Annotated in this window: 16 protein-coding genes; 14 read left to right on the top strand and 2 right to left on the bottom strand. The window is 44.1% G+C overall.

What is annotated here, in order from left to right; translation table 11 throughout:
* Positions 1–113: 113 nt before the first annotated feature.
* The 3 genes from H70737_RS22085 (at position 114) to H70737_RS22075 (ending at position 3,739) form a co-directional block, all read left to right on the top strand.
* The gene (locus H70737_RS22085; RefSeq protein WP_042190740.1) at positions 114–1,070 is read left to right on the top strand and encodes an ABC transporter permease; all 957 of its coding nucleotides are present in this window, start codon (positions 114–116) and stop codon (positions 1,068–1,070) included.
* A gap of 27 nt (positions 1,071–1,097) precedes the next feature.
* Positions 1,098–1,988, top strand: coding sequence for a carbohydrate ABC transporter permease (locus tag H70737_RS22080; RefSeq protein WP_042190738.1), 891 nt, complete (start codon positions 1,098–1,100; stop codon positions 1,986–1,988).
* A gap of 137 nt (positions 1,989–2,125) precedes the next feature.
* Complete coding sequence (locus tag H70737_RS22075; protein WP_197071323.1) at positions 2,126–3,739, top strand: extracellular solute-binding protein; 1,614 nt, start codon at positions 2,126–2,128, stop codon at positions 3,737–3,739.
* 68 nt (positions 3,740–3,807) lie between these two features.
* Here the strand turns inward: H70737_RS22075 and H70737_RS22070 are convergent, their stop codons facing one another.
* Positions 3,808–4,659 carry a helix-turn-helix domain-containing protein gene (locus H70737_RS22070; protein WP_042190736.1) on the bottom strand — a complete coding sequence of 284 codons (852 nt, stop codon included), beginning with the start codon at positions 4,657–4,659 and terminating at the stop codon, positions 3,808–3,810.
* Positions 4,660–4,790: 131 nt separating this feature from the next.
* On the opposite strand from H70737_RS22070, the gene H70737_RS22065 reads away from it, so the two are divergent.
* Both H70737_RS22065 and H70737_RS22060 read left to right on the top strand, forming a co-directional pair.
* The gene (locus H70737_RS22065) at positions 4,791–7,256 is read left to right on the top strand and encodes a beta-mannosidase (RefSeq protein WP_042190734.1); all 2,466 of its coding nucleotides are present in this window, start codon (positions 4,791–4,793) and stop codon (positions 7,254–7,256) included.
* A gap of 267 nt (positions 7,257–7,523) precedes the next feature.
* Positions 7,524–9,707 (top strand): alpha-galactosidase, encoded by a 2,184-nt coding sequence (locus tag H70737_RS22060; RefSeq protein ID WP_042190732.1) that lies wholly within the window; start codon positions 7,524–7,526, stop codon positions 9,705–9,707.
* A 44-nt stretch (positions 9,708–9,751) separates the two neighbouring features.
* Here H70737_RS22060 and H70737_RS22055 read toward each other — a convergent pair whose 3' ends face one another.
* Complete coding sequence (locus H70737_RS22055; protein ID WP_042190729.1) at positions 9,752–10,630, bottom strand: helix-turn-helix transcriptional regulator; 879 nt, start codon at positions 10,628–10,630, stop codon at positions 9,752–9,754.
* A gap of 319 nt (positions 10,631–10,949) precedes the next feature.
* On the opposite strand from H70737_RS22055, the gene H70737_RS22050 reads away from it, so the two are divergent.
* The 9 genes from H70737_RS22050 (at position 10,950) to H70737_RS22010 (ending at position 21,588) form a co-directional block, all read left to right on the top strand.
* Positions 10,950–11,147 carry a hypothetical protein gene (locus H70737_RS22050; RefSeq protein ID WP_042190727.1) on the top strand — a complete coding sequence of 66 codons (198 nt, stop codon included), beginning with the start codon at positions 10,950–10,952 and terminating at the stop codon, positions 11,145–11,147.
* Positions 11,140–12,402: a DNA polymerase IV gene (locus H70737_RS22045; protein ID WP_042190724.1), complete on the top strand. Its 1,263-nt coding sequence runs from the start codon at positions 11,140–11,142 to the stop codon at positions 12,400–12,402. Before H70737_RS22050 ends, H70737_RS22045 begins: the two co-directional genes overlap by 8 nt.
* Positions 12,399–12,872 (top strand): YhjD family protein, encoded by a 474-nt coding sequence (locus H70737_RS22040; protein ID WP_042190722.1) that lies wholly within the window; start codon positions 12,399–12,401, stop codon positions 12,870–12,872. The genes H70737_RS22045 and H70737_RS22040 overlap by 4 nt, the downstream gene beginning before the upstream one ends.
* A 151-nt stretch (positions 12,873–13,023) precedes the next feature.
* Complete coding sequence (locus tag H70737_RS22035; protein WP_042190720.1) at positions 13,024–15,954, top strand: insulinase family protein; 2,931 nt, start codon at positions 13,024–13,026, stop codon at positions 15,952–15,954.
* Between the two features lie 258 nt (positions 15,955–16,212).
* Entirely contained in the window at positions 16,213–16,644 is a 432-nt protein-coding gene (locus tag H70737_RS22030) for a MarR family winged helix-turn-helix transcriptional regulator (protein WP_042190718.1), read from the top strand.
* Positions 16,645–16,662: 18 nt separating this feature from the next.
* On the top strand, positions 16,663–18,045 hold the full coding sequence (locus H70737_RS22025) for an MATE family efflux transporter (protein WP_042190716.1): 1,383 nt from the start codon (positions 16,663–16,665) through the stop codon (positions 18,043–18,045).
* Positions 18,046–18,338: 293 nt separating this feature from the next.
* Positions 18,339–19,238: a carbohydrate ABC transporter permease gene (locus H70737_RS22020; RefSeq protein WP_042190714.1), complete on the top strand. Its 900-nt coding sequence runs from the start codon at positions 18,339–18,341 to the stop codon at positions 19,236–19,238.
* A gap of 63 nt (positions 19,239–19,301) precedes the next feature.
* Positions 19,302–20,084, top strand: a complete 783-nt coding sequence (locus H70737_RS22015) for a carbohydrate ABC transporter permease (protein WP_042194330.1) — start codon at positions 19,302–19,304, stop codon at positions 20,082–20,084.
* 139 nt (positions 20,085–20,223) lie between these two features.
* Positions 20,224–21,588, top strand: coding sequence for an ABC transporter substrate-binding protein (locus H70737_RS22010; RefSeq protein WP_042190712.1), 1,365 nt, complete (start codon positions 20,224–20,226; stop codon positions 21,586–21,588).
* Positions 21,589–21,672 lie beyond the last annotated feature (84 nt).

Here is a 21,672-nt window from a genome sequence, read left to right as displayed (position 1 = left end):
TCGGAGGATTGAAGTATAGAAAGGAGCTCTATACGGACTTAAGATAAATAGGAGAGAAGCTGAATCGAGATGTAGCAGGGCATGCTGCACTAAATAAAAAGGGAGGGTATTTGATGCATAAAGCAAGCGCTATCAAAACAGTCAGGGGCAATAATTTTTGGTACAGATTAAAAGAGCAGAAATGGTTATTTTTGCTAATGCTCCCTGCCATAATTGCGACATTGCTATTTTCCTATGGACCTATGTTTGGTATGTATATGGCATTTACAAACTATCAACCGGGTGGAGGAACATTTTTTCAACAATTTTTCCATGCTGACTTTGTTGGCTTTAAGTGGTTTGAATATTTCTTTACCACAGGAGACTTCTACCGTGTAATGCGTAATACGCTTGCGACAAGCCTCTTGACCTTGTTATTCGGGTTTCCTGCGCCGATCATACTCGCGCTTGTGCTGAATGAAGCCAAACAGGGATTTTTCAAACGCTTTACGCAGACGGTTTCTTATCTACCGCATTTTATCTCATGGGTTATCGCCGCTAACATTGTAATTACGCTGCTAGCTTCCGATGGGATGTTCAACAATCTTTTAGTAACGCTCGGGATTGTTAACGAACCGGTAGCTTTTCTACAAAACGGACCTTTATTCTGGTGGATTATCGCCTTATCTAATATGTGGAAAGAAATGGGTTTTAGCGCCATTATGTACCTAGCTGCAATATCCGCTATTAATCCAGAGCTTTACGAAGCCGCAAGAGTAGATGGAGCTAGCCGATTCAAGCAAATGTGGAATATTACGCTCCCTGCTTTACGTCCAACTATCGTGATATTGGCCATTCTTGCAGTCGGAGGTATTTTGAATGCCGGCTTTGAACAACAATATCTGTTGCAAAATAACACTGTACTTGAGTACTCGGAAGTTATCGATATTTATGCATACAAATACGGGTTACAAAACAGCATGTTCTCATACGGGGCTGCCGTGGGGGTATTCAAATCCGTTATTGCCTTCATTCTTGTTGTAATCGTGAATCGAATTTCTAGAAAAGTGAACGACCAAGCGTTGTTCTAAATAACAAAATGGAGAGGAGCGCTTGAGATGTTTTTGAACAGATACGGAGATCATATCTTTAAGTGTTTTGTATATTTGATTCTTATCCTTGTATTGCTAGTTACCTTCTTACCTTTTTGGAATATTCTCGTTCTTTCATTAAATGCTGCTGAGGATACTGTTCGGGGCGGCGTCTACTTTTGGCCAAGAGATATCACCTTTGATAGCTACAAACAAATTTTGAAAGATACCGAAATTATGAATGGGATATGGGTAACAGTTAAACGGACCGTAATTGGTGCACCACTATCGGTTCTTGTGATTACGATGCTTGCTTATCCGCTAAGCCGGCGGAATTTGATGGGACGCAAGGGTTGGAACCTTTACTTCGTCTTTACGATGTATTTCGGAGGCGGGCTGATTCCTTATTACATGGTGCTTAAAGCCCTGAATATGATCGACACTTTCTCCGTTTTTATTCTGCCAGGCTTGATGAATGTCTTCTATATGATTATTGTCCGTACCTTTATGGAGGGATTACCTGGTGAGATTGAGGAGTCAGCGAAAGTAGATGGAGCGAACGACTTAATGATTTTCTTCCGGATTGTGCTGCCGTTAACAACACCAGTACTTGCGACAGTGGGCCTCTTTCAGGCAATATCGCATTGGAACTCGTGGTTTGACTCCTATGCATTTACTTACAGCTCAGACCTGAAGACCTTGCAAGCGGTCCTCGTCAAAATACTGAGTCAGTTCCAGACCGGAGGTATGGTATCGCAATCGCAAATGCTGGCAAACTCCGCCAAGCGAAATGCTGTTTCAAGCGATACGATCCGGATGGCAGCGACGATGGTTGCAACATTGCCTATCGTTCTAGTATATCCGTTCCTGCAAAAGTATTTTGTTAAGGGTATGACTTTGGGAGCTGTTAAGAGTTAATATGATTAAATAACCGAACGCCAGCCGGAGAGGAGTTGTCCAGCTGGCGGCCCTGAAGGGGGGTGAGCGGACAGACTTGCTTGGTTGCTTGATAGACTTGTGACGTAACTTAATTAATGGGAGGAATTAGGGTGTCTATGATAAAGAAAAACAAATTGTTGAGCGTAAGTATAACTGCTGCATTATCTGCTTCACTATTAGCGGGCTGTGGCTCTAATGATGGAACAGACAATACAAACAAAGCGGCTGGAGACAATACAAAACAAGAGCCGATTACACTTACATGGTTTGATTCAAATACTAAGGGAGAGCCTTTTACTGATGCTGTCGCCCAAGAAATCACTAAAAAGACTGGCATTGAGATCTCTATTCAGCAGCCAACAGGAAATCCGACAGAGAAGCTAAGCTTGATGCTTGCCAGCGGTGACTATCCGGATGTGGTCGTGATGAGCCGTGGGGATGCTTCACTTGATAAATACATTACAAGCGGTGCCTTTATTCCACTCGATGAGCTGATTGAGAAGAATGGCCCTGATATCAAGGAAATGTATGGCGACACATTGACCAAGACTCGTTATAAAGACGGAAAGAACTATTACTTGGCTAACTGGTATGGACTAGATAGTGATCCAGTCTTCGGGATGCTGATGAGAAAAAATCTGCTTGCAGATCTGGCTCCGGACAAAGCAGATGGCAGAGCACCGCTTACAACAGATGAATTAGAAGCGATTTTGAAGGATTTTAAAGCAAAAAACAAGACGATTGATGGAAAAGAATCCATTCCAATGACCATGAACGGCGAGAATATGGGCGCCAACCTTGGAACATTCAAAGGCATGTGGGGTCTGAAAACTTACTATGATAACAATGGAACATTGCAATATGATGTTAAGGATCCAAAGTATCGTGAAATGTTGCTCTACGTAAATAAATTATACAGAGAAGGTCTGATTGAGAAGGAATTTGCGATTAGCAAAACGCAAACTTGGGTTCAAAAGCTGGCTACTGGCGCAGTATTCTCCACACCAGGCGCTTACTGGGATCCAGGTAACGGGAACGGAACTTTGAAGAAGGATGGCGGAGAAGATAATCAGCTCTTCCCATACAAGGTTGTTGCCCCTGGAGTAGACCCTGCCCAAACGACATTTGGACCAAGAAGCTCACTTGGATGGGATGCTATCGCTATTACGAAGAACAACAAGCACCCTGAAGAAACAATGAAGCTGTTCAATTTCTTGGCAAGTGATGAAGGACAGCATTTACTGCTGTGGGGCCAAGAAGGCGTTCAATACACCATGGTGGATGGCAAGAGACAACCGGACCCTGCATTCTTGGATAGCTTCAAGGAAAACTGGGACGACACAGTCAAGAAGAGCGGTGTCCGCAAATGGTTGTGGTTTATCAAGAATGGTCTGGATGCAAATGAACAGCCTTACGATATGGCCGTTAAATATCAACGCAGTGAAGTAGATCAGATGGCAATCAAGAGTCTTGGGGATTCCGTATGGGATACAGCGGCATATGACAACTTGAGCCCTGATGGCGGAACACCTGAAGCACTGACTGCACAGAAGGTAAAAGATATTATGGATCAAAGCATTACGAGAGTAATCATTGCTCCTACTGAAGCCGAAGCCAACGCGACATTCGATAAGATGCTTGCGGAAATGAAAAAGGCTGGGGATGAGAAAGTAGAAGAAATCATTAACCAAAAGTACGCAGAGCGTATGGAGCTGTGGAATTCAAAATAATTATTGTAAGGGCTTCCTCTCTGCATTCAGGCAGAGGGGGAGCCTTTTTCTATGTTTTCAAATGTTAATTAAACTAGTCTATTAGCATGCGCATTCTTGCGGAAATCCAGCGGAGCCTGGTGATAGTACTTTTTGAATTGATGATAGAAATGGCTGACATTGTCAAAGCCGGACTCCAGAGCAATTTCGACCACACGTAGTTCAGTAGTAAGTAGCAGATTACGTGCCACGTTGAGCTTAAGTTGGTTGATATATTCTGTTGGTGTCTGGTTCAAGTACTGGCGAAAGGCCCGGTTGACATGACCGGCGCTTCTGCCCGATAACTCGTACAGGGCATGAAGGCCTTTGTTTAAGTTTTCTTTTAGATGCATCTTGGAAACGGCATGTTCGAGCCACAGTGGGAATTCTGGCTGCTCGATGGTTTCTGGAGAGAAAAAATGCTGGGTAAGTGTATCTACGAGTATTCCTTTCAGATAAATCCTGGACTTTACTTTGTCTAAGGTAGAAAGCATTCGGATGCGTTCGAAAGAACGAATGAAATCATCCATCTCCATTTGAGATAACATGGCGATTCTAGGGAGCGGAGTATGTAATAGCCCGTGCAGGAATCCTTCTTCATTCAGGTAACTAAAGGCATCATTAATGAGGCTTTTTCGGCAGGGAATGTTCAGAAAGCGGCAATCGTTATCCCCGTCAGCTTCATAGCGATGGGTATCATCGGGCCGGATGAAGACAAGGCAGCCAGATTGAAGAAGCTGGGCAGCCCCGTTGACGATATGTCGGCACCGGCCTTCAGTGAGTATGAAAAATTCATAAAAATCATGCGTATGTTCTGGGGATACCTGACTCAGAGATTCTACCCAGAAGGGATCAGCTAGCAATTCGGGGTTTATATGGCTTGCCTCAGTGTATTTGATCATGTTTTTCCTCCAGTGTTAGTTATGTTAAAATAGCACACTATTTTTGCGAACACAATAGAAGAAATGTATACATATTATTGTTAAAATTTTTATACAAGAAGTCAAAATAGCACATTTGTGGAGGCGAAAATATGCAACTTGTCAATCTAAACGGAAAATGGGAAATGAAACGGCTTCATGAACCGAAATGGCTGGAAGCCAACGTGCCAGGCTCTGTCTACCATGATTTGTTGAATGCAGGTGAAATGCCAGATCCGTTCTACCGCGAGCAGGAGTATGAGGTTCTGGAACTGTCCAATTACGATTACGAATATAAGCGTAGTTTTCAGCTGGAAGCAGGCGTACTAGAGCATGACCGAGTATTTCTGCTGTGTGAAGGGCTCGATACGCTTTGTGAGCTTTCTCTGAATGGAACTAATATTCTGAACAGTGACAATATGCACCGGACCTATGAAGTGGATATTAAGTCTGTATTGATACCCGGAGAAAATATCATTCATGCTATTTTTCGCTCCCCGGTAGAATTTACCCTAAGAAAGCAAGCGGAGTTGCCGCTTAGTGGATGTGCGGATGCGGTAGAGGGGATATCTCATCTGCGCAAAGCGCACTCCATGTTCGGCTGGGACTGGGGTCCAAAGTTACCCGATCTAGGAATCTGGCGTAGTCTCTCTATTCAGGGTTACAACAGTGCTCGCCTTGATGATGTTTATATTACTCAATTCCATGAGAAGGATAAGGTCATGCTGGATGTTCGAGTTAGAACAGAGAGCTGGCAAGCGGCTGATCGAGAAATTGTGGTTAAAGTTCACACACCAGCGGGTCTGTGCATTGAGCATCGTGTGTCTGAAATGATTGGAACGGATCATCATATTGCACTGGAAATTATGGAGCCAGAGCTGTGGTGGCCGAATAATCTCGGTGCTCAGCCACTGTATAACGTAGAGGTTGTAATTGAGGAAAAGGCGCAGGAGTTAGATCGTAGAGAATTGCGGATTGGACTTAGAACCATTACTGTGAAGCAGGAAGAAGATCAGTGGGGAGAGTCGTTTGCTTTTGAAGTCAACGGTGTGCTTATTTTCTCTACAGGTGCCGACTATATTCTGGAAGATAATCTTCTACCTCGCGTAACTAGGGAGCGCACGGATCGCTTGCTCCAAAGCTGTGTCGCTGCCAATTTCAATACGATTCGCGTATGGGGTGGCGGGTATTATCCGGATGACTATTTCTATGATCTGTGCGATGAATATGGCCTCATTGTCTGGCAGGATCATCTGTATGCCTGCGGCATTTATGCTCTGACGGAAGCCTTCGAGGAGAATATCACTCACGAGACCATCGATAACATGAAACGTCTTCGCCATCATGCTTCGCTAGGCTTGTGGTGCGGCAACAACGAGCAGGAGCTGGCTTGGGACGAATGGGACTGGGAGAAGCATTACTCACTGCAGCTTAAGGCAGATTATATTAAGCAATATGAGGTGCTTCTACCGGCAATCGCTAAAGAAATTGATCCGAATACCTTCTATTGGCGTGCTTCACCATCCTCCAAGGGGAGCTTTGACAAGCCGAATGACGAGAATTACGGAGATATGCATTACTGGGGGGTCTGGCATGGGAAAGAACCGTTTACCGATTACCGGAAGCTATATCCGCGCTATATGTCTGAATTCGGGTTACAGTCGTTTCCGGGCCTGAAGACCATCGAGTCGTTCACGCTGCCGGAGGATCGCAATATCTTCTCTTATGTCATGGAGTCCCATCAGAAGAACAATACCGGGAATGAGAAAATTCTCTATTATATTGGGGAGACCTACAAATATCCGAAAGATTTTGATTCTGTATTGTATGCCTCACAGCTGATCCAAGCAGAAGGGATGCGTTGCGGCGTTGAGCACTGGCGTAGACATAGAGGTCGCTGCATGGGTGCATTGTACTGGCAGTTGAATGACTGCTGGCCGGTAGCTTCTTGGTCCAGTATCGATTATTATGGCCGGTGGAAGGCTATGCATTATGCGGCTAAACATTTCTTCGCGCCGATTCTTGTTTCTGCCCATGACGAAGGAACGAAGGTCTTCCTTCATGTCTCTAACGAAAGCAGAGAACAAGTTATTGGTGAACTGAGTTGGAGACTGCTTACTACGACATCGGAGGTCTTGCTGGAAGGCACAAAGCCAGTGGAGATTGCCGCGTTAAGTACTGCTGAGTTCGAACAGCTTGATTTCGGCCACATACTGGATACGAAAGGGAAGAAACGTGAGACTTATCTGGAATATTCTTTTGAGGTAGAGAGCGAGACAAAGAGTGGCGGCACGGTCCTGTTTGTGAAGCCGAAGCATTTTAGCTTCGTTGACCCTGAGCTTGAAGCTATGCTTACCGAGGAAGAAGAAAAATTTGTCATTACCGTGAAGGCTAAGACGTATGCTCGTTTTGTCGGCCTAGACTTCAAGGAGAGAGATGCCATCTTCAGCGACAACTATTTTGATATGTCGGGTGGTACAACTAGGACCATTACCATCGCTAAAAAAGATCTCGACAAGCCGGCTACGGTGGAAGAACTTCGTGCACAGCTTACTGTACGTTCCGTATTTGATATTTAATTAGGAAGATTCACAGGAAGTAGGCCCTTATCTTGGGGCCTCTTTTTTTATGTATTTTTTTTACTATAGCCGCTAATAATCATTTATTGTTCTGCAAAGCTTAATAACATGAAATTGAATTTTTTATAGATCAATATTTTACTACTTAAGGTATAGATATTAAGATTGTATCCCCTTCCAATTATCTTTAAAATAGACTTCAAACAACAAGATAAATTAAGTCAGTTATATTACAACAAGATCTGATAAGAAGAGTAGGAGGATATTATGAGCATTTATTATGATGACAGCCGCAAGGTGTTTCATTTACAGTCTGAGCAGTCCAGCTACGTTATTGAAGTCGTTAGAGGTGAGCTTCCAGCGCATGTCTATTGGGGTCCTAAATTAGAAGGAATAGTGCAACCGCTGAATTTGGTGGAACGTTGCTCTTTTAGCCCGACCTACACAATGGAGGACAAGAGAATCTCCCTCGACACTATTCCGAGTGAATTTCCGTCTTATGGGAATGGTGATTTCCGGGAACCAGCGCTTGAGGTTCATTTGGTAGATGGTACGACCGTTACGGATTTCCTTTATAAGAGCTATAAGATCAATAAAGGGAAGCCTGAGTTAAAGGGATTGCCTTCCACTTATGTTGAAAGTGAAGAAGAAGCAGAGACACTGGAACTTTTTCTTCAAGATGACAAAAGCGGGCTGATTGCTGTATTGAGCTACACCGTGTTTAATAATCAGGATGTGATCACACGTTCTGTACGGATTGAGAATCAAGGTAAGGACAATGTGGTGCTGAAGCGTGTGTTAAGCGCAAATGTTGACTTCCATGATTCTGATTATGACATGCTGCAATTATCTGGTACTTGGACAAGAGAACGTCATATCCACAAAAGACCACTCGTGCCTGGTATCCAACGAATTGACAGTAAGCGCGGCGCTAGTAGCTCCACGCAGAATCCTTTTATGGCTTTGCTTGCAAAAGATGCAACAGAGGACCACGGTGAAGTATACGGGTTCAGCCTTGTGTACAGCGGAAGCTTTCTTGCGCAAGCAGAAGTGGATCCATACGGTATTTCCAGAGTGGGCATCGGCATTCAACCGTTTAATTTTCAATGGTTGCTTGAACCGGGAGAATCCTTCCAGGCTCCTGAAGCAGTGCTGGTAAGATCCAGCCAAGGCCTTGGCGGATTATCAAGAACATATCACCGTCTGTACCGGACCCGGTTATGCAGAGGTGAATTCCGTGATCGGAAGCGCCCTATTCTCATCAACAACTGGGAAGCGACCTATTTTAATTTCAACGCAGATAAAATCAAAGAAATTGCTCAAGCAGGTAAAGATCTTGGCCTTGAACTGTTTGTCTTAGATGACGGCTGGTTTGGGAAACGAGACAATGATGATAGCTCCCTCGGAGATTGGGTAGAGGATCGCCGCAAGCTTCCAGAGGGTCTCGGAAAACTCGGGGAAGACATTACGGCAATGGGCATGGAGTTCGGATTATGGTTCGAACCGGAAATGGTGTCGCCAGAAAGCGATCTTTATCGCGAGCATCCGGATTGGTGTCTTCATGTACCAGGTCACAAAAGAACGTTAGCTCGCCAGCAGCTTGTTCTGGATTTATCCCGTAAGGATGTATGTGATTATATCGTAGATTCGGTTAGCTCCGTGCTGTCATCGGCTCCGATTACTTATGTGAAATGGGATATGAACCGGAATATGACGGAGATTGGATCTGCTCTTCTGCCAGCGGAACGTCAACGCGAAACGGCTCACCGCTATATTCTTGGACTTTATGATGTGCTGGAGCGTATCGTCACCCGTTTCCCTCATATTTTATTCGAAAGCTGCTCCGGCGGCGGCGGACGATATGATCCGGGAATGCTGTACTATATGCCACAGACCTGGACCAGTGATGATTCGGACGCGATTGAAAGATTGAAGATCCAATACGGAACAAGCATGGTGTATCCTGCAAGCTCTATGTGTGCTCACGTATCGGCTGTTCCTAACCATCAGGTGCACCGTATCACACCACTCGAAACACGCGGTCATGTTGCGATGTCTGGTAACTTTGGCTACGAACTAGATATGACCAAGCTAACTGATGATGAGCGGGAGGATATCCGGAAACAGGTTTCTGAGTACAAGGAACTGAGAATGCTGATTCAGTTCGGTGATTTCTATCGACTGCTTAGTCCATTTGAGGGGAATCAGACTGCGTGGATGTTTGTTTCGGATGATAAAAAAGAAGCTTTTGCCACGTACTTCAGAGTTCTGGCCGAGCCTAATGCACCTCTCCGTAGATTGCGGTTGAAAGGACTCGACCCAGCTAAGAACTACAAACTTGAGCTTAACGGTGAAGTGTACAGAGGGGATGAGCTGATGCACTTCGGACTCTCACTTCCACAGCTTGAGGGCGATTTCAAAAGCTTATTATTTGTACTCAAAGAGGTTTAATAAGAAAAGGAGTAAGCCACTGGCTTGCTCCTTTGTTATATGGATCAATTTTCGAAAAATACATGTTTGGTTTGGAACGCTAGATCCTGTTCGCGGTAAGTCGAAGGATTGACCCCAAAATAGGACCGGAAAACCTTTCCGAAGTAGCTGGCATTATCAAATCCGCTTTCCGTCGCAATCTGGTTGATACTCAAATCTGTTGTTTTAAGCTTGGAAGCTGCCAACTCGATCCGCCGTCTTTTTAAATACTCAAAGGGTGAAAGATTGATGTTTTTTTGAAACAGTCTGCAAAGATGATGTTTGGAAACACCAACATGAGCGGCAACATCGTCTAAGCTTAGATTATTATTATGCAGATCATCCTTCATGAATTGAATAGCGGCGTGAAGCTTGTCATTTTTTATATAGGTGGTTAACAAATTTGGTTTCTTGAGGTATTTCTCCATGGACAAGATCCACTGAAAGACTTTTCCCGTTAAAAGATGCAAATCTCTTTCTTCATGAACCTGAATGTCCTTGAATGTACTCCACAATAAATCTATCGAAACCGATTCTTGGGGGAGTTCTACAATTGGACCGCAATGAGCAGCGAGTTGGTTCCAAAGTGAAATCGCTAAAGGCCCCCGTAGATTGAGCCATAAAACTTCCCAAGGCTCGGTGCCTTCTTCCGGATAATAATACCTGTGTATGCTGGGGACAGTCACTAGAAAAGCTTTGCCCTTCGTTAACCGATGAACAACCCCATCTATTTCAATTCTACCCTCTCCCGATAATGTGTACTGAAAAATAACACAACTTCTCTCCGTCCGGTTCTGGCCGTTGAAGGAGTAGGCAGGTGAATCGAGTTGTTCCCAACCGATAGAATCAAACAGAAGCATGGAAGCTTCTTCTTCCGAGCGAAAGGTGTAGGAGGAACGGAACATTAGCAAAATTCCTTTCTAGAAAAAGCTTTTGAGTACAGATCAATAATTTACTACTGTTGTTTACTCTATCAAAGTGTAAACTTTTTTCGTTGTCTGTTCAATCTCTGTTGAATATGCAGGTTTAGATACTCATTTTTTATAGCACATGGATGCACTCTAATGAACTGTGATCTCGTTCGGTCTGGATTAGATTATTCTCAGCTTTAAAAAAATCAGATCCAGTATGGTGGGGGAAATTACCTCACCTTTTTTGTTGCTTAAAATTCCCGATTACGCATATAATACAAACAAATGTTCTTATTTTTATGGAGGCGATCGCATGCAAATCAGCATCGGCCAAATAATTGAAATTATATATCAGGATAAGGCGAGAAATATCAGCCAGCGGAAAATTGAAATACACAGTATCCGTGACGGACGCATACGAGCAAGTTGTCTGACTACAGGAACGCCTCGCATGTTCTTGGCAGCAAATATTCTTTCATGGCAGCCCGTGCAGGAACAACGTCATGCCTAAGAATCGCGTCATTCTACTGTCTGATTGCCAGGCATTTTACGCCTCTGTCGAGAAAGCTGCCCACCCTGAATATCGAGATAAACCTGTTGCAGTGGGGGATCCAACAAGAATGAACGGTATTGTGTTGGCGGCCTGCCCGCTTGCAAAAGCAAAGGGTGTAACAACGGCTTCGCGTGTAGGTGAAGCTTTAGCAAAATGCCCAGAACTAATCGTAATACGTCCCCGTATGGGGACTTACATTAAAGTATCTCTCTTGATATCAGAGATTTATCGAACATACACCGACCTGGTAGAACCCTACAGTATCGATGAGCAGTTTCTGGATGTCACAGGATCTCTTGCATATTTCGGAGGATCGCTGCAGGATATGATTCATAAAATTCAGCACCATGTTTTACTTTCGACGGGAGTCTGGACTCGGGTAGGTATTGGATCTACTAAGGTTATGGCAAAGATGGCGACAGATAACTACGCCAAAAAGATGAAGGATGGAATTTACGAACTGACTTTTGATCAATTAGAGACGACCCTTTGGAAACTTCCCGTGCAGGATATGTTTATGGTAGCGGCTAGAATGACCAAGAATTTTTGGCGTATGGGTATATCCACAATTGGAGATATTGCACGAATGGAACTGTCAGAATTTAAGCGACGAATGCGAACTACCATGGGTAAGCAAAGTGATATTCAAGCGGAATATTATTGGCAAACTGCGCGCGGGCTAGATCCTAGTCCAGTGGTCACAGGAATGCGTCATCAAATCAAATCAGTGGGACATGGTAAGGCTTTGCGCTGGAATTTATACACCAGGCATACGGATATTGAGGTTGTGCTGCTTGAGCTCGTCATTGAAGTATGCCAGCGAGCGCGGCGGTATGGTTATATGGGATCGGTAGTATCTATTTCAGTTTTAGAGACGGACGGAGAGCGTTCAAATGCTTACGAGCGTCAGATGACAATGCCCGAACCTACATCACTAACACACGAAGTAGCTGCTGCTGCGCAAAAATTATTTGCAGACAACTGGTCGGGCCTTCCCATAGGTCGATTAGCGATTTCCTTGACTAACCTATCAGATGATAGCGTCATCCAACTTACACTCTTTGATGACAGGGTTCGGGCTTACAACAAAGAACGTGCAATCGATCAAATAAAAGCTCGTTATGGCAGTAAAGCTCTAATCAGAGCTTCATCTATGCTTGAATCCGGTGTTGCCTTAGAAAGAGCTGAACAGATTGGAGGTCACTATAAATGAGTAAACTTGAGGGTAATGAACGCTGGAAAACGAAAATGATCATGACCGAGCATGTTGAGCAGTATGAGGAACAGCAGCGTGAGAACCCAGATAAAATGATAACTATGGAGGAACGTACGATGGTTCGAGACCTCATTTTGCTTCCTTATATAGATACTATGGTTAGCAAGAGTCTGAAGGAGATCGAGCCCTCCAGCAATATTCTTAAACGTGCCTATTTGATGGCTGGTCAAGCCATTCAACGCCGGATCATGCAGGATACTTATCGGCTGCAAAAAGAGCTGAAACAGCGGAATATCAGGGTGCTGGCAGATGAACAGGAGGAATTCTTGGTGTATTACAAAATCTTTTGCCGAGGATATCAGGAACGCTTTGGTTTAACTCGAGATGTTATGCGTACAGAGATAAGCTTAAGGTTGACTAAATACACAGCTGAACTCGGAGCAATATTAAAAGATCATTTGAAATAAAACAAGGCTTTGTCAGTAATTATACTGGCGTGGTCTTGTTTTATGTGAACCAGAAATTAATCCCGGAGACCTTCTACTGATGGAATAATCGCCCAGGGATATGATAAGCTCATGTAGAGTTATCATATCCCTAAACAGAGGAGGGAAATCTATGAGCCGTTTGATCACAGGGAACACTTATTATGGATTTCAGGTTGTTAATGAGGAATTTATCCCGGAGAACGAATCCAACGTATTCACGCTGGAACATCTGAAGAGCGGCGCCAGGCTGCTGTTCGTGCAGAATCAGGATGACAACAAGGTATTTAGTGTAAGCTTCAGGACCCCGCCTGAAGATAGTACGGGGGTCTTTCATATTTTGGAGCATTCCGTATTATGTGGTTCAGAGAAATATCCGGTCAAGGAACCTTTTGTAGAATTACTGAAAGGCTCGATGCAGACGTTCCTGAACGCATTTACGTTTGGGGATAAGACGATGTATCCAGTAGCGAGCCGGAACGATCAGGACTTCTCTAATTTGGTGGAGGTTTATCTGGATAGTGTTTTTCAACCGAATATTTATAAGCAACAAGAAATTTTTGAGCAAGAGGGCTGGCATTACGAGCTTCAGCATCCCGAAGATGAGTTAATCTATAAAGGCGTGGTTTACAACGAGATGAAAGGTTCATATTCCTCGCCGACTACGGTATTGATGGATAGAATCAAAAAGTCATTGTATCCGGACACGATTTACCGTCATTCTTCAGGTGGAGATCCACAGGAAATTCCTGCGCTAACCTATGAGCAGTTTCTCAAGGCGCACAGCAACTATTATCATCCGTCCAATAGTTATTTTTATCTCTACGGAGACGTTAATATTGAAGAGAAGCTGCAATTCATAGACCAGGAATATCTTGGGTCTTATGAACGAAATAGCTTCGATACTTCCATTGCCCTACAACAGCCCATTGGAATGACGGAGCTGGTAGGGGATTATCCGATTCTGGAAGCAGAAACAGCCACTGATAAGACTTATTTGAGTCTGAATTATGTGATTGGAACTTCTACTGATCGGGAACTGAACCTCGCTTTTGATATTTTAAAAAGCATGCTGATGGACAGCAACGCAGCTCCGCTCAAGCAAGCCTTGCTCGAAAGCGGACTTGGCAAAGACGCGTTTGCTTTTTATTCCGACAGTATGGTTCAACCGCTGCTTGGTATTACGCTGACGCATTCCAATGCCTCCTCTAAAGATGCCTTTGTGGAGCTGGTGAAGACTACATTAAAGCGTTTGGTCCAGGACGGACTAGATGAGAAGCTGGTGCTGGCAGCGGTCAACAGTAAGGAATTTGAACTGCGGGAAGCGGACTTTAATCAGTATCCGAAGGGTCTTACTTACAATATCGAAGTGATGAAGTCCTGGCTCTATGACGGTCAGCCGACTACTCACATGCGCTATGAAGAGGTGCTCACGGCCATTCGGGAAAAGCTTGCGGACCGTTATTTTGAGAAGCTGATTGAGGACTATTTGCTGAACAGTGATCATTGCAGTGTAGTGGTACTGAACCCGTCCAAGACGATCGCAGCGGAAAAGGAAGCATCCACTCAGCATCAATTGAGTGAATACAAAGCGTCACTGCAACCAGATCAGTTGGAGCAGCTTGTTCAGAGTACACAGCATCTTCTGGCGCGGCAGAGTCGTGCGGATGCAGCCGAAGATTTACAGAAGCTACCGAGCTTGTCTTTACAGGATATTAACCGCAGCGTAGAACCTCAGGTGCCGACCCATGAACAAATCCATGAGGGCATAAAGGTGATCCACCATGAGGTAGCTACCCATAAGATTGCCTACTGCAAGCTTTATTGGGATACGGGTGTTATAGCTCCTGAACGAATTCCTTATTTGGTGCTATTGGCAGAGGTATTGGGCCAAATGGAGACTGCCTCTTACGCTATTAAAGAGCTCACCAGTGAAATCGGGATCAAAACCGGGGGCATATATTTCAGGAATGAGCTCTATGGCGCTGCAAAAGCTACGGGGGCGAGTTATCAGCCTAAATTCTCTGCGCTGGTGAAGGTGATGGCGGGGCATATTGGTGAATCACTGGACCTACTGCGAGAGATACTCTACACAAGTACGCTCGACAATCTGACTAAACTGCAGGAAATCGTCCGCCGGGAAGCCTCGCAGATGGAATCGATTCTGAATCAAAGAGGGAATGAGATTGCGGCCAGCCGCCTGATGTCCTATTTCTCGGATATGGGAGCTTATCAGGAACAACAGGGCGGTGTTACTTATTACCGCTTTATCCGCCAGCTTGCGGAGACGTTCGACCAACAGGGAGCTCAGGTGGCAGACACACTAAAGGGCATCTGTGGGGATTTGTTCAATAAAAACAATTTGATCATCAGCGTGACTGGTACGCCTGATTTGTATGAAGAATTCATAGCTAATGCAGCGAAGCTGGGTATCCAGGATCGGCCAGTAGTAAATAGGCCTAAGATTACGGCACAGGGACATGCGGACAATGAAGGATTCATGTCTTCCAGCCAGGTGCAATATGTGGTTAAGGGATACGACTTCACTAAGCTAGGATTCACATATTCAGGCAAAATGCAGGTGCTCAAGAAAATCATGAGCCTTACCTATCTGTGGAATGCTGTACGTGTGAAGGGCGGTGCGTATGGCGGGAACCTGGTTCTGCGCAGAGATGGGATGATGATGTTCACCTCCTACCGTGATCCAAATTTGCAGGAGACGCTGGAGGTTTATGATCAGGCTTATCGATTTGTTGAGGGGTATGAAGCAGATCCCGATGAGATGACCAAAGCGATCATTGGCACCTTATCTATGCTGGATCAGCCTCTTAGTCCCAGCGCACAGGGACGGCGGGCGGACCGGCATTATTTTGAACAGGTGACGGAGGCCGAGCTGCAGCGAGAGCGGGATGAAATCTTGTCGACAACACCGGAAGATATCAGACAGTACACTGATTTACTTAAGGCTGTGACGGAACAAAATTATTTCACGGTGGTCGGCAATGCTTCAAAGCTGAAATCGAAAACCGCTTTATTCGGGAAGCTGGAAGAACTTGTGAAGTAAGTTTCTCTAATCGCTCCTTTACAGTACATGTCTACGGGCATGTGCTGGAGAGGGGCGTTTTTTAATAAGGTGAACTAAAAAAACATTCTACAAGGGAACAGTGACCGGAAGTCCAAACATTCACCGCCGTCATGTACTTACCTTAAAGGAAGAATAAAACCAGTTTATTTAGTTAGAATATTGACAGTTAGAGTTCTAACTATTATGATAATGATGTTACTTAGAGTTCTAACTAATACGAATGCGGAGGAAATAATAATGAGCAAACCCGTTGAAAATACACCATTTTCTAATTTGATTCGAGAGATCGGGATGAAACTAAAAAGTACAGCTGACGCCAGGCTGAATGAGCTAGGGCTGAATTCACAGCAAGGACGCATGATCGGTTATATTTTTGAGCATCAAGAAAAAGGTGTAATTCAAAAGGATTTGGCGGAAGTCTTTAATAGAAAAGGGGCGAGTATCACCAGCATGCTTCAAGGGTTAGAAAAGAAAGGCTATATCAAGCGTGTCACACCTGAAAATGATGAACGGCAGAAGAGCATTTTTGTTTTGGAAAAGGGCGCTCTTTTGGTCGAGGAGTTCAATGAGATTTTCTCAGGGGTAGAAGCAAGCATTACAAAAGCACTCAGTCCGGAAGAAACAGCAAACTTAAAGTCTTTACTGCAAAAAGTTAATTCAAGTCTATAAACGTTCGGAGGGTTAATCATGGAAACAGAAGTCTCCAATCAATATTATTTAGAATCGGCGCCGATCAAGAAGGCAATTGCTCATTTATCCATTCCTATGATGATCGGGATGTCTGTTGGTACCATCTATAATGTAATCAATGCTTATTTCATTGGCTTACTCCACAATACTAGTATGCTGACTGCCATTACGCTGGGTCTACCCATCTTCACAGTCCTTATGGCCTTTGGGAATATGCTTGGCGTAGGTGGCGGAACATTTATTACAAGGCTCGCGGGGCAAAAGGATACGGAGAAGGGAAAGAAGGTTGCCGGATACACTTTTTATGGAAGCATTATAGTGGGTATTCTTATTGCTCTAATAGCGATGTTAGCGATTGATCCAATTACGCGATTACTAGGCGCAGATGCTGCTACTCTAGACTTTACTAAGGCTTATGCTTTGACCCTTTTTGTCGGTGGATTTGCCATTGTGCTTAATTTTGCCTTGGAACAGCTAGTCCGTTCCGAAGGTGCCTCCAAAGAATCGATGTACGGTATCTTTATTAGTACGGCTTTAAGTTTAATTTTTGATCCACTCTTTATTCTTGTGCTGAAATGGCATGTGGCAGGTGCTGCGTTGGCGATGGTTTTAGCGAATGTGGGTTCCGCGATTTATTATGTCTATTTTTTAGAAACGAAAAGTGAGCATTTAAGGGGATTTTTGAAGCATTTCAAGATATCTGTTCGAGATCAATTAGAAGTATACAAAATAGGTGTATCGGAGTTATTACAATTCAGTTTTGTGATTGTGAGCACGCTTTTGTTAAATAACTTCGCGATTCAATATGGAGAAAATGTGGTTGCCGGATTTGGTGTGGCCTTAAGAATTGTGCAAGTTCCGGAGTTCTTATCAATGGGCTTATTCTTAGGTTTGATTCCGCTATTTGCGTTTAACTTTGCTAGTCAAAATATGGCGAGACTTAAATCAACGATTAAACATGCTTTTGCCTATATCGGAGGTATTGCTTTTGTCTTTGTAGGTCTAGTGTTTCTGTTTAGAGGAACGATCCTGCACTTCTTCTCGAATGACCCTTCAGTGTTAAGTATGGGAACTTATATTTTGGTAGCCATGCTGATTTCCGCTTTATTTAATGGATTTACAGGTTTGTTTATGAGTATTTTTCAAGCGACCGGACAGGGGATACCAACTAACATTATGGCCATCACACAAGGCGTATTGTTTATCCCTATGATTATCGTGTTACACTCTGTTTTTGGACTTCATGGCGTGATCTGGTCAATGACCATAACAGAAGTTATAACGAGCTTAATGGGCGTCATCTTGTTTATGATTTTTAGTAAGAAGCTGAAAAGCACGGGTGGGGATGGAAAAGGTGTTGTAGAGGTTGCGTCCGTGTAAAACGATCTTTACTTTACGTGGAAAAATAGAAATGTAGTGGATGGCGGGAGCTTGGCTCGCGCTTTTTTTGCAAATATAAGAAAGTATAAGTTTTACAATATACTTTATGTCTTATATTTCTCGCATAAACGCCTTTGGCGTCCTTATAAGGACGCCAAAGGCGTTTATACTTGGTTGTCTAGAAAACTTCGCAACTAAAGGATCGGTAAAATTAGTTCCAAAATGAACAATTCTAGTTCTTATGATTACGGCTTACTTTTTCTACAATTATGGATAAGTAAAGGAGGAGAACTATGATACGAAAATTTCATCTTAAAATGGATACGCGCGAAGCAATCGCTGGGTATTTATTCGTCGCTCCACTGATGTTGGGGCTGATCATCTTGACCTTGATCCCAGTGCTGGGCTCACTGCTGTTAAGCTTCACGAACTGGAACTTTGTAGCTGGGTTAGGGGGGATTAAGTTCGCGGGCGTGGATAATTTCATAAGGCTGTTTCATGATGATGCTTTTATGAAAAGCTTGCTGAACAATCTGCTCTTTATTATCACAGTACCGGTTACGATCATCGTTGCTCTGCTGTTAGCGATCCTGATTGATAAACAGGTGTTCCTGAAGGACTTGTTTAAAGTGATTTACTTCCTTCCCTACATCTCCAGTGTAGTTGCCATCGCTATGGTTTGGCAGGTAATGTTTCATCCCTCACTAGGACCTGTCAATCAATTCCTGATGTCACTGGGGTGGAGTAATCCGCCAAAATGGTTAGCTGATATCCATTATGCTTTGCCGTCGCTTATGTTGATCCAGATTTGGATTCAGCTCGGGTACAACATTATTATTTTTATCGCTGGGTTACAGAGTATTCCGAAGGACCTTTATGAAGCGGCTGATATTGATGGGGCCAATAGCTGGCGGAAATTCCGCAATATCACGGTTCCCTGCATTTCGCCAACTACCTTTTTCCTGTTGGTTACAGGGGTCATTGGTTCATTTAAAATCTTCGATCTGATCCAAGTGCTGACACAGGGTGGACCGGCCAACTCCACGACCGTCATCGTCTATGAGCTATATGACACCGCCTTCAATCAATTGAAGACTGGTTATGCCTCTAGCATGGCACTTGTCCTGTTCCTCATCTGCCTGATCATTACAGCCCTGCAGATGTTAGCGCAAAAAAAATGGGTCAATTATTAAAGGCAGAAAGGAGAAATTACAGTGAGAAAAGAGCTTCTATCCAGAACCTTCTGGACAATCGCAATGGGACTGCTAGGTATCGCATTTCTTTTACCGTTTCTATGGATGTTATCCACTTCCTTTAAACTGGAGAAAGATGTGTTTGATTTTCCGATACAATGGCTGCCGCAGCAGTGGAACCTCATTGAGAATTATAAACAGGTTTGGTCAGGTGATTTCGCTCGTTATTACGGAAATTCCATTTATATTACGCTGGCAACGACTATAATTAATGTGCTGATATGCGCACTGGCTGCTTATGGGTTCTCCAAGCTGCGTTTTCCGGGTAGAGATGCGATGTTTGTAGTTGTATTGGCCCTTTACATGGTTCCTCCGCAGGCTTCGCTGGTTCCACAGTTTCTACTATTTAACTGGCTGAATCTGATTGATACGCATTTAGGATTGATCTTAATTAACAGCTTTAGTATTATCGGTGCGTTTATGCTCAAGCAATTTTTTATGGGGGTAAACAACGAGTATCTTGAATCGGCGCGGATGGATGGAGCAGGTCATTTTCGTTCTTTTCTACAAATTGCATTTCCGCTGATCCGTCCCGCTGTAGCTACTTATGCTATTCTGCGTTTTATCTGGACCTGGAACGACTATCAGTATCCACTCATTTTTTTGAAATCTAAAGAGCTGTTTACTATTCAGTTAGGTATTCGGTTGTTTGGGGACCAATACGGGGATGTTTATTCCCTCATGATGGCTGGTGCGGTATCTGCAATTCTGCCACTGCTGATTATTTTTGCTCTCGGTCAGAAGCAGGTTATTGAGGGAATTGCCCTCGGAGGCGTGAAAGGATAATAAAAGTCAAAATAGTTTCTCTTCGGTAGAATATGAGAACTTTCCTCGTCTATCCTGCATGTTAGGATGTTCTTGTAAGCAGTTACATAGCTTTGGCTGTAAAGCGAGGTATACCCAACACATTTATAGGAGGGTCTATATGAAAAAGAAATTATTATCCGTGCTTATGATCACATCTATGGCGTTGTCATTGGCCGCTTGCGGTGGAAATGCGAAAACAAATAATGCAGGAGCAACAGATGCGCCTGATGCTGGTGGAAATAAGGAGCCTGCAGCAGAGAAGGTTACGTTGAAGCTGAGTACCTGGCAGACGGAAGCCAAAGCGAAGTGGAGTACGATTATCGCAGAGTTTGAGAAGGCGCATCCCGACATTCATGTAGAAGTGGATCTACTGAATGAAAAAGGCGATTCAGTAGCCTCTATGCAGAAACTGGATTTGATGGCCGCTGCAAGTGACCCGCTGGATATTGTCGAACTGCCGTATACCAACTATTCGCAGCGAGCAGATATCGGTGTGTTAGCACCGATGGACGAATATATTCAGAAAGAAGGGTATAAGCTCTCCGATGAATATCTAGTGGACACTACGGTCAATGGCAAAGTCTATGCGTTACCGTCATCTATGCAGCGCTGGTTCGTGCTTCTTAACAAAGAAATGCTAGATGAGGCTGGTCTGCCGGTACCGACCGACTGGACTTGGGCGGATTTCGAAGAGTATGCCAAGAAATTGACCAAGGGTGAGGGCGCAACGAAGCGTTTTGGCGCATATCTGCACAATTGGCCAGATTATTTCCAACTCCAGCTGATGAGTAAACCTAAGGATAATACTTTTCTAAAATCTGACGGAACCTCCAATGCTCTGGACCCGCAATTTAAGGCTAATCTGCAGATGATGAAGAAAATGATGTACGAAGATAAGAGTGCTACTCCTTACGAGGATATTATTTCGCAGAAGCTTGCCTACCGGAATCAGTATTTTAATGGTTTAGCAGCGATGCTTCCGATGGGTGACTGGATGGTTGCGGAATCGGGTGGTACGGATGCCATTCCAGCAACCTTCGTTACCGCGTTTGCGCCGATCCCTCGACTGGATAGTGAGAGCAAACATTACTCACCTGTTCAGCCAACCTATATGGGGATCGCTGCTAAATCCAAGCATAAGGAAGCTGCTTACACCTTTGTACGCTGGTATACCTCAGAAGGACTGGAAATTGGCGGACGTGTCTTCTCTGGCTGGGCGAAATCGGATACGAACAAATTGGTGGATACGATTGTGAGTGGTTCTAAGGATCCATCTATGATTGATGTTGATTCCCTGAAATATACGATGGAGAATTCGGCACCTGGTGCGACGCAAGTTCCGGCTAAATATGCGGATGAAGCTAAGAACAACGTTATTCCAGAAGCGGAAATGTATCTCCTTGGCCAACAGGATCTGGATGTCACAGTTGCCAATATCGATAAGAAAATTTCGGAAGTCGTTCAGAACAACAGCGGAAAGTAGGCGGAGACTGATTGTACGCTTCCCCAAGGGGGCTTATAATGTGGGGGCAGGAAAGCATTTCTGCCTCCTGCTCCAAATTTAAAA

This window comes from Paenibacillus sp. FSL H7-0737 (assembly GCF_000758545.1).
Taxonomy (GTDB): domain Bacteria; phylum Bacillota; class Bacilli; order Paenibacillales; family Paenibacillaceae; genus Paenibacillus_AQ.
The sequence above is the reverse complement of the archived record's forward strand: the minus strand, read 5'-3'. Positions and strand labels throughout refer to the sequence as shown.

Coding starts and splice junctions, on each gene's coding strand:
- H70737_RS22085 (WP_042190740.1), top strand. CDS start 114: ATGCATAAAGCAAGCGCTATCAAAACAGTCAGGGGCAATAATTTTTGG.
- H70737_RS22080 (WP_042190738.1), top strand. CDS start 1,098: ATGTTTTTGAACAGATACGGAGATCATATCTTTAAGTGTTTTGTATAT.
- H70737_RS22075 (WP_197071323.1), top strand. CDS start 2,126: ATGATAAAGAAAAACAAATTGTTGAGCGTAAGTATAACTGCTGCATTA.
- H70737_RS22070 (WP_042190736.1), bottom strand. CDS start 4,659: ATGATCAAATACACTGAGGCAAGCCATATAAACCCCGAATTGCTAGCT.
- H70737_RS22065 (WP_042190734.1), top strand. CDS start 4,791: ATGCAACTTGTCAATCTAAACGGAAAATGGGAAATGAAACGGCTTCAT.
- H70737_RS22060 (WP_042190732.1), top strand. CDS start 7,524: ATGAGCATTTATTATGATGACAGCCGCAAGGTGTTTCATTTACAGTCT.
- H70737_RS22055 (WP_042190729.1), bottom strand. CDS start 10,630: ATGTTCCGTTCCTCCTACACCTTTCGCTCGGAAGAAGAAGCTTCCATG.
- H70737_RS22050 (WP_042190727.1), top strand. CDS start 10,950: ATGCAAATCAGCATCGGCCAAATAATTGAAATTATATATCAGGATAAG.
- H70737_RS22045 (WP_042190724.1), top strand. CDS start 11,140: ATGCCTAAGAATCGCGTCATTCTACTGTCTGATTGCCAGGCATTTTAC.
- H70737_RS22040 (WP_042190722.1), top strand. CDS start 12,399: ATGAGTAAACTTGAGGGTAATGAACGCTGGAAAACGAAAATGATCATG.
- H70737_RS22035 (WP_042190720.1), top strand. CDS start 13,024: ATGAGCCGTTTGATCACAGGGAACACTTATTATGGATTTCAGGTTGTT.
- H70737_RS22030 (WP_042190718.1), top strand. CDS start 16,213: ATGAGCAAACCCGTTGAAAATACACCATTTTCTAATTTGATTCGAGAG.
- H70737_RS22025 (WP_042190716.1), top strand. CDS start 16,663: ATGGAAACAGAAGTCTCCAATCAATATTATTTAGAATCGGCGCCGATC.
- H70737_RS22020 (WP_042190714.1), top strand. CDS start 18,339: ATGATACGAAAATTTCATCTTAAAATGGATACGCGCGAAGCAATCGCT.
- H70737_RS22015 (WP_042194330.1), top strand. CDS start 19,302: ATGGGACTGCTAGGTATCGCATTTCTTTTACCGTTTCTATGGATGTTA.
- H70737_RS22010 (WP_042190712.1), top strand. CDS start 20,224: ATGAAAAAGAAATTATTATCCGTGCTTATGATCACATCTATGGCGTTG.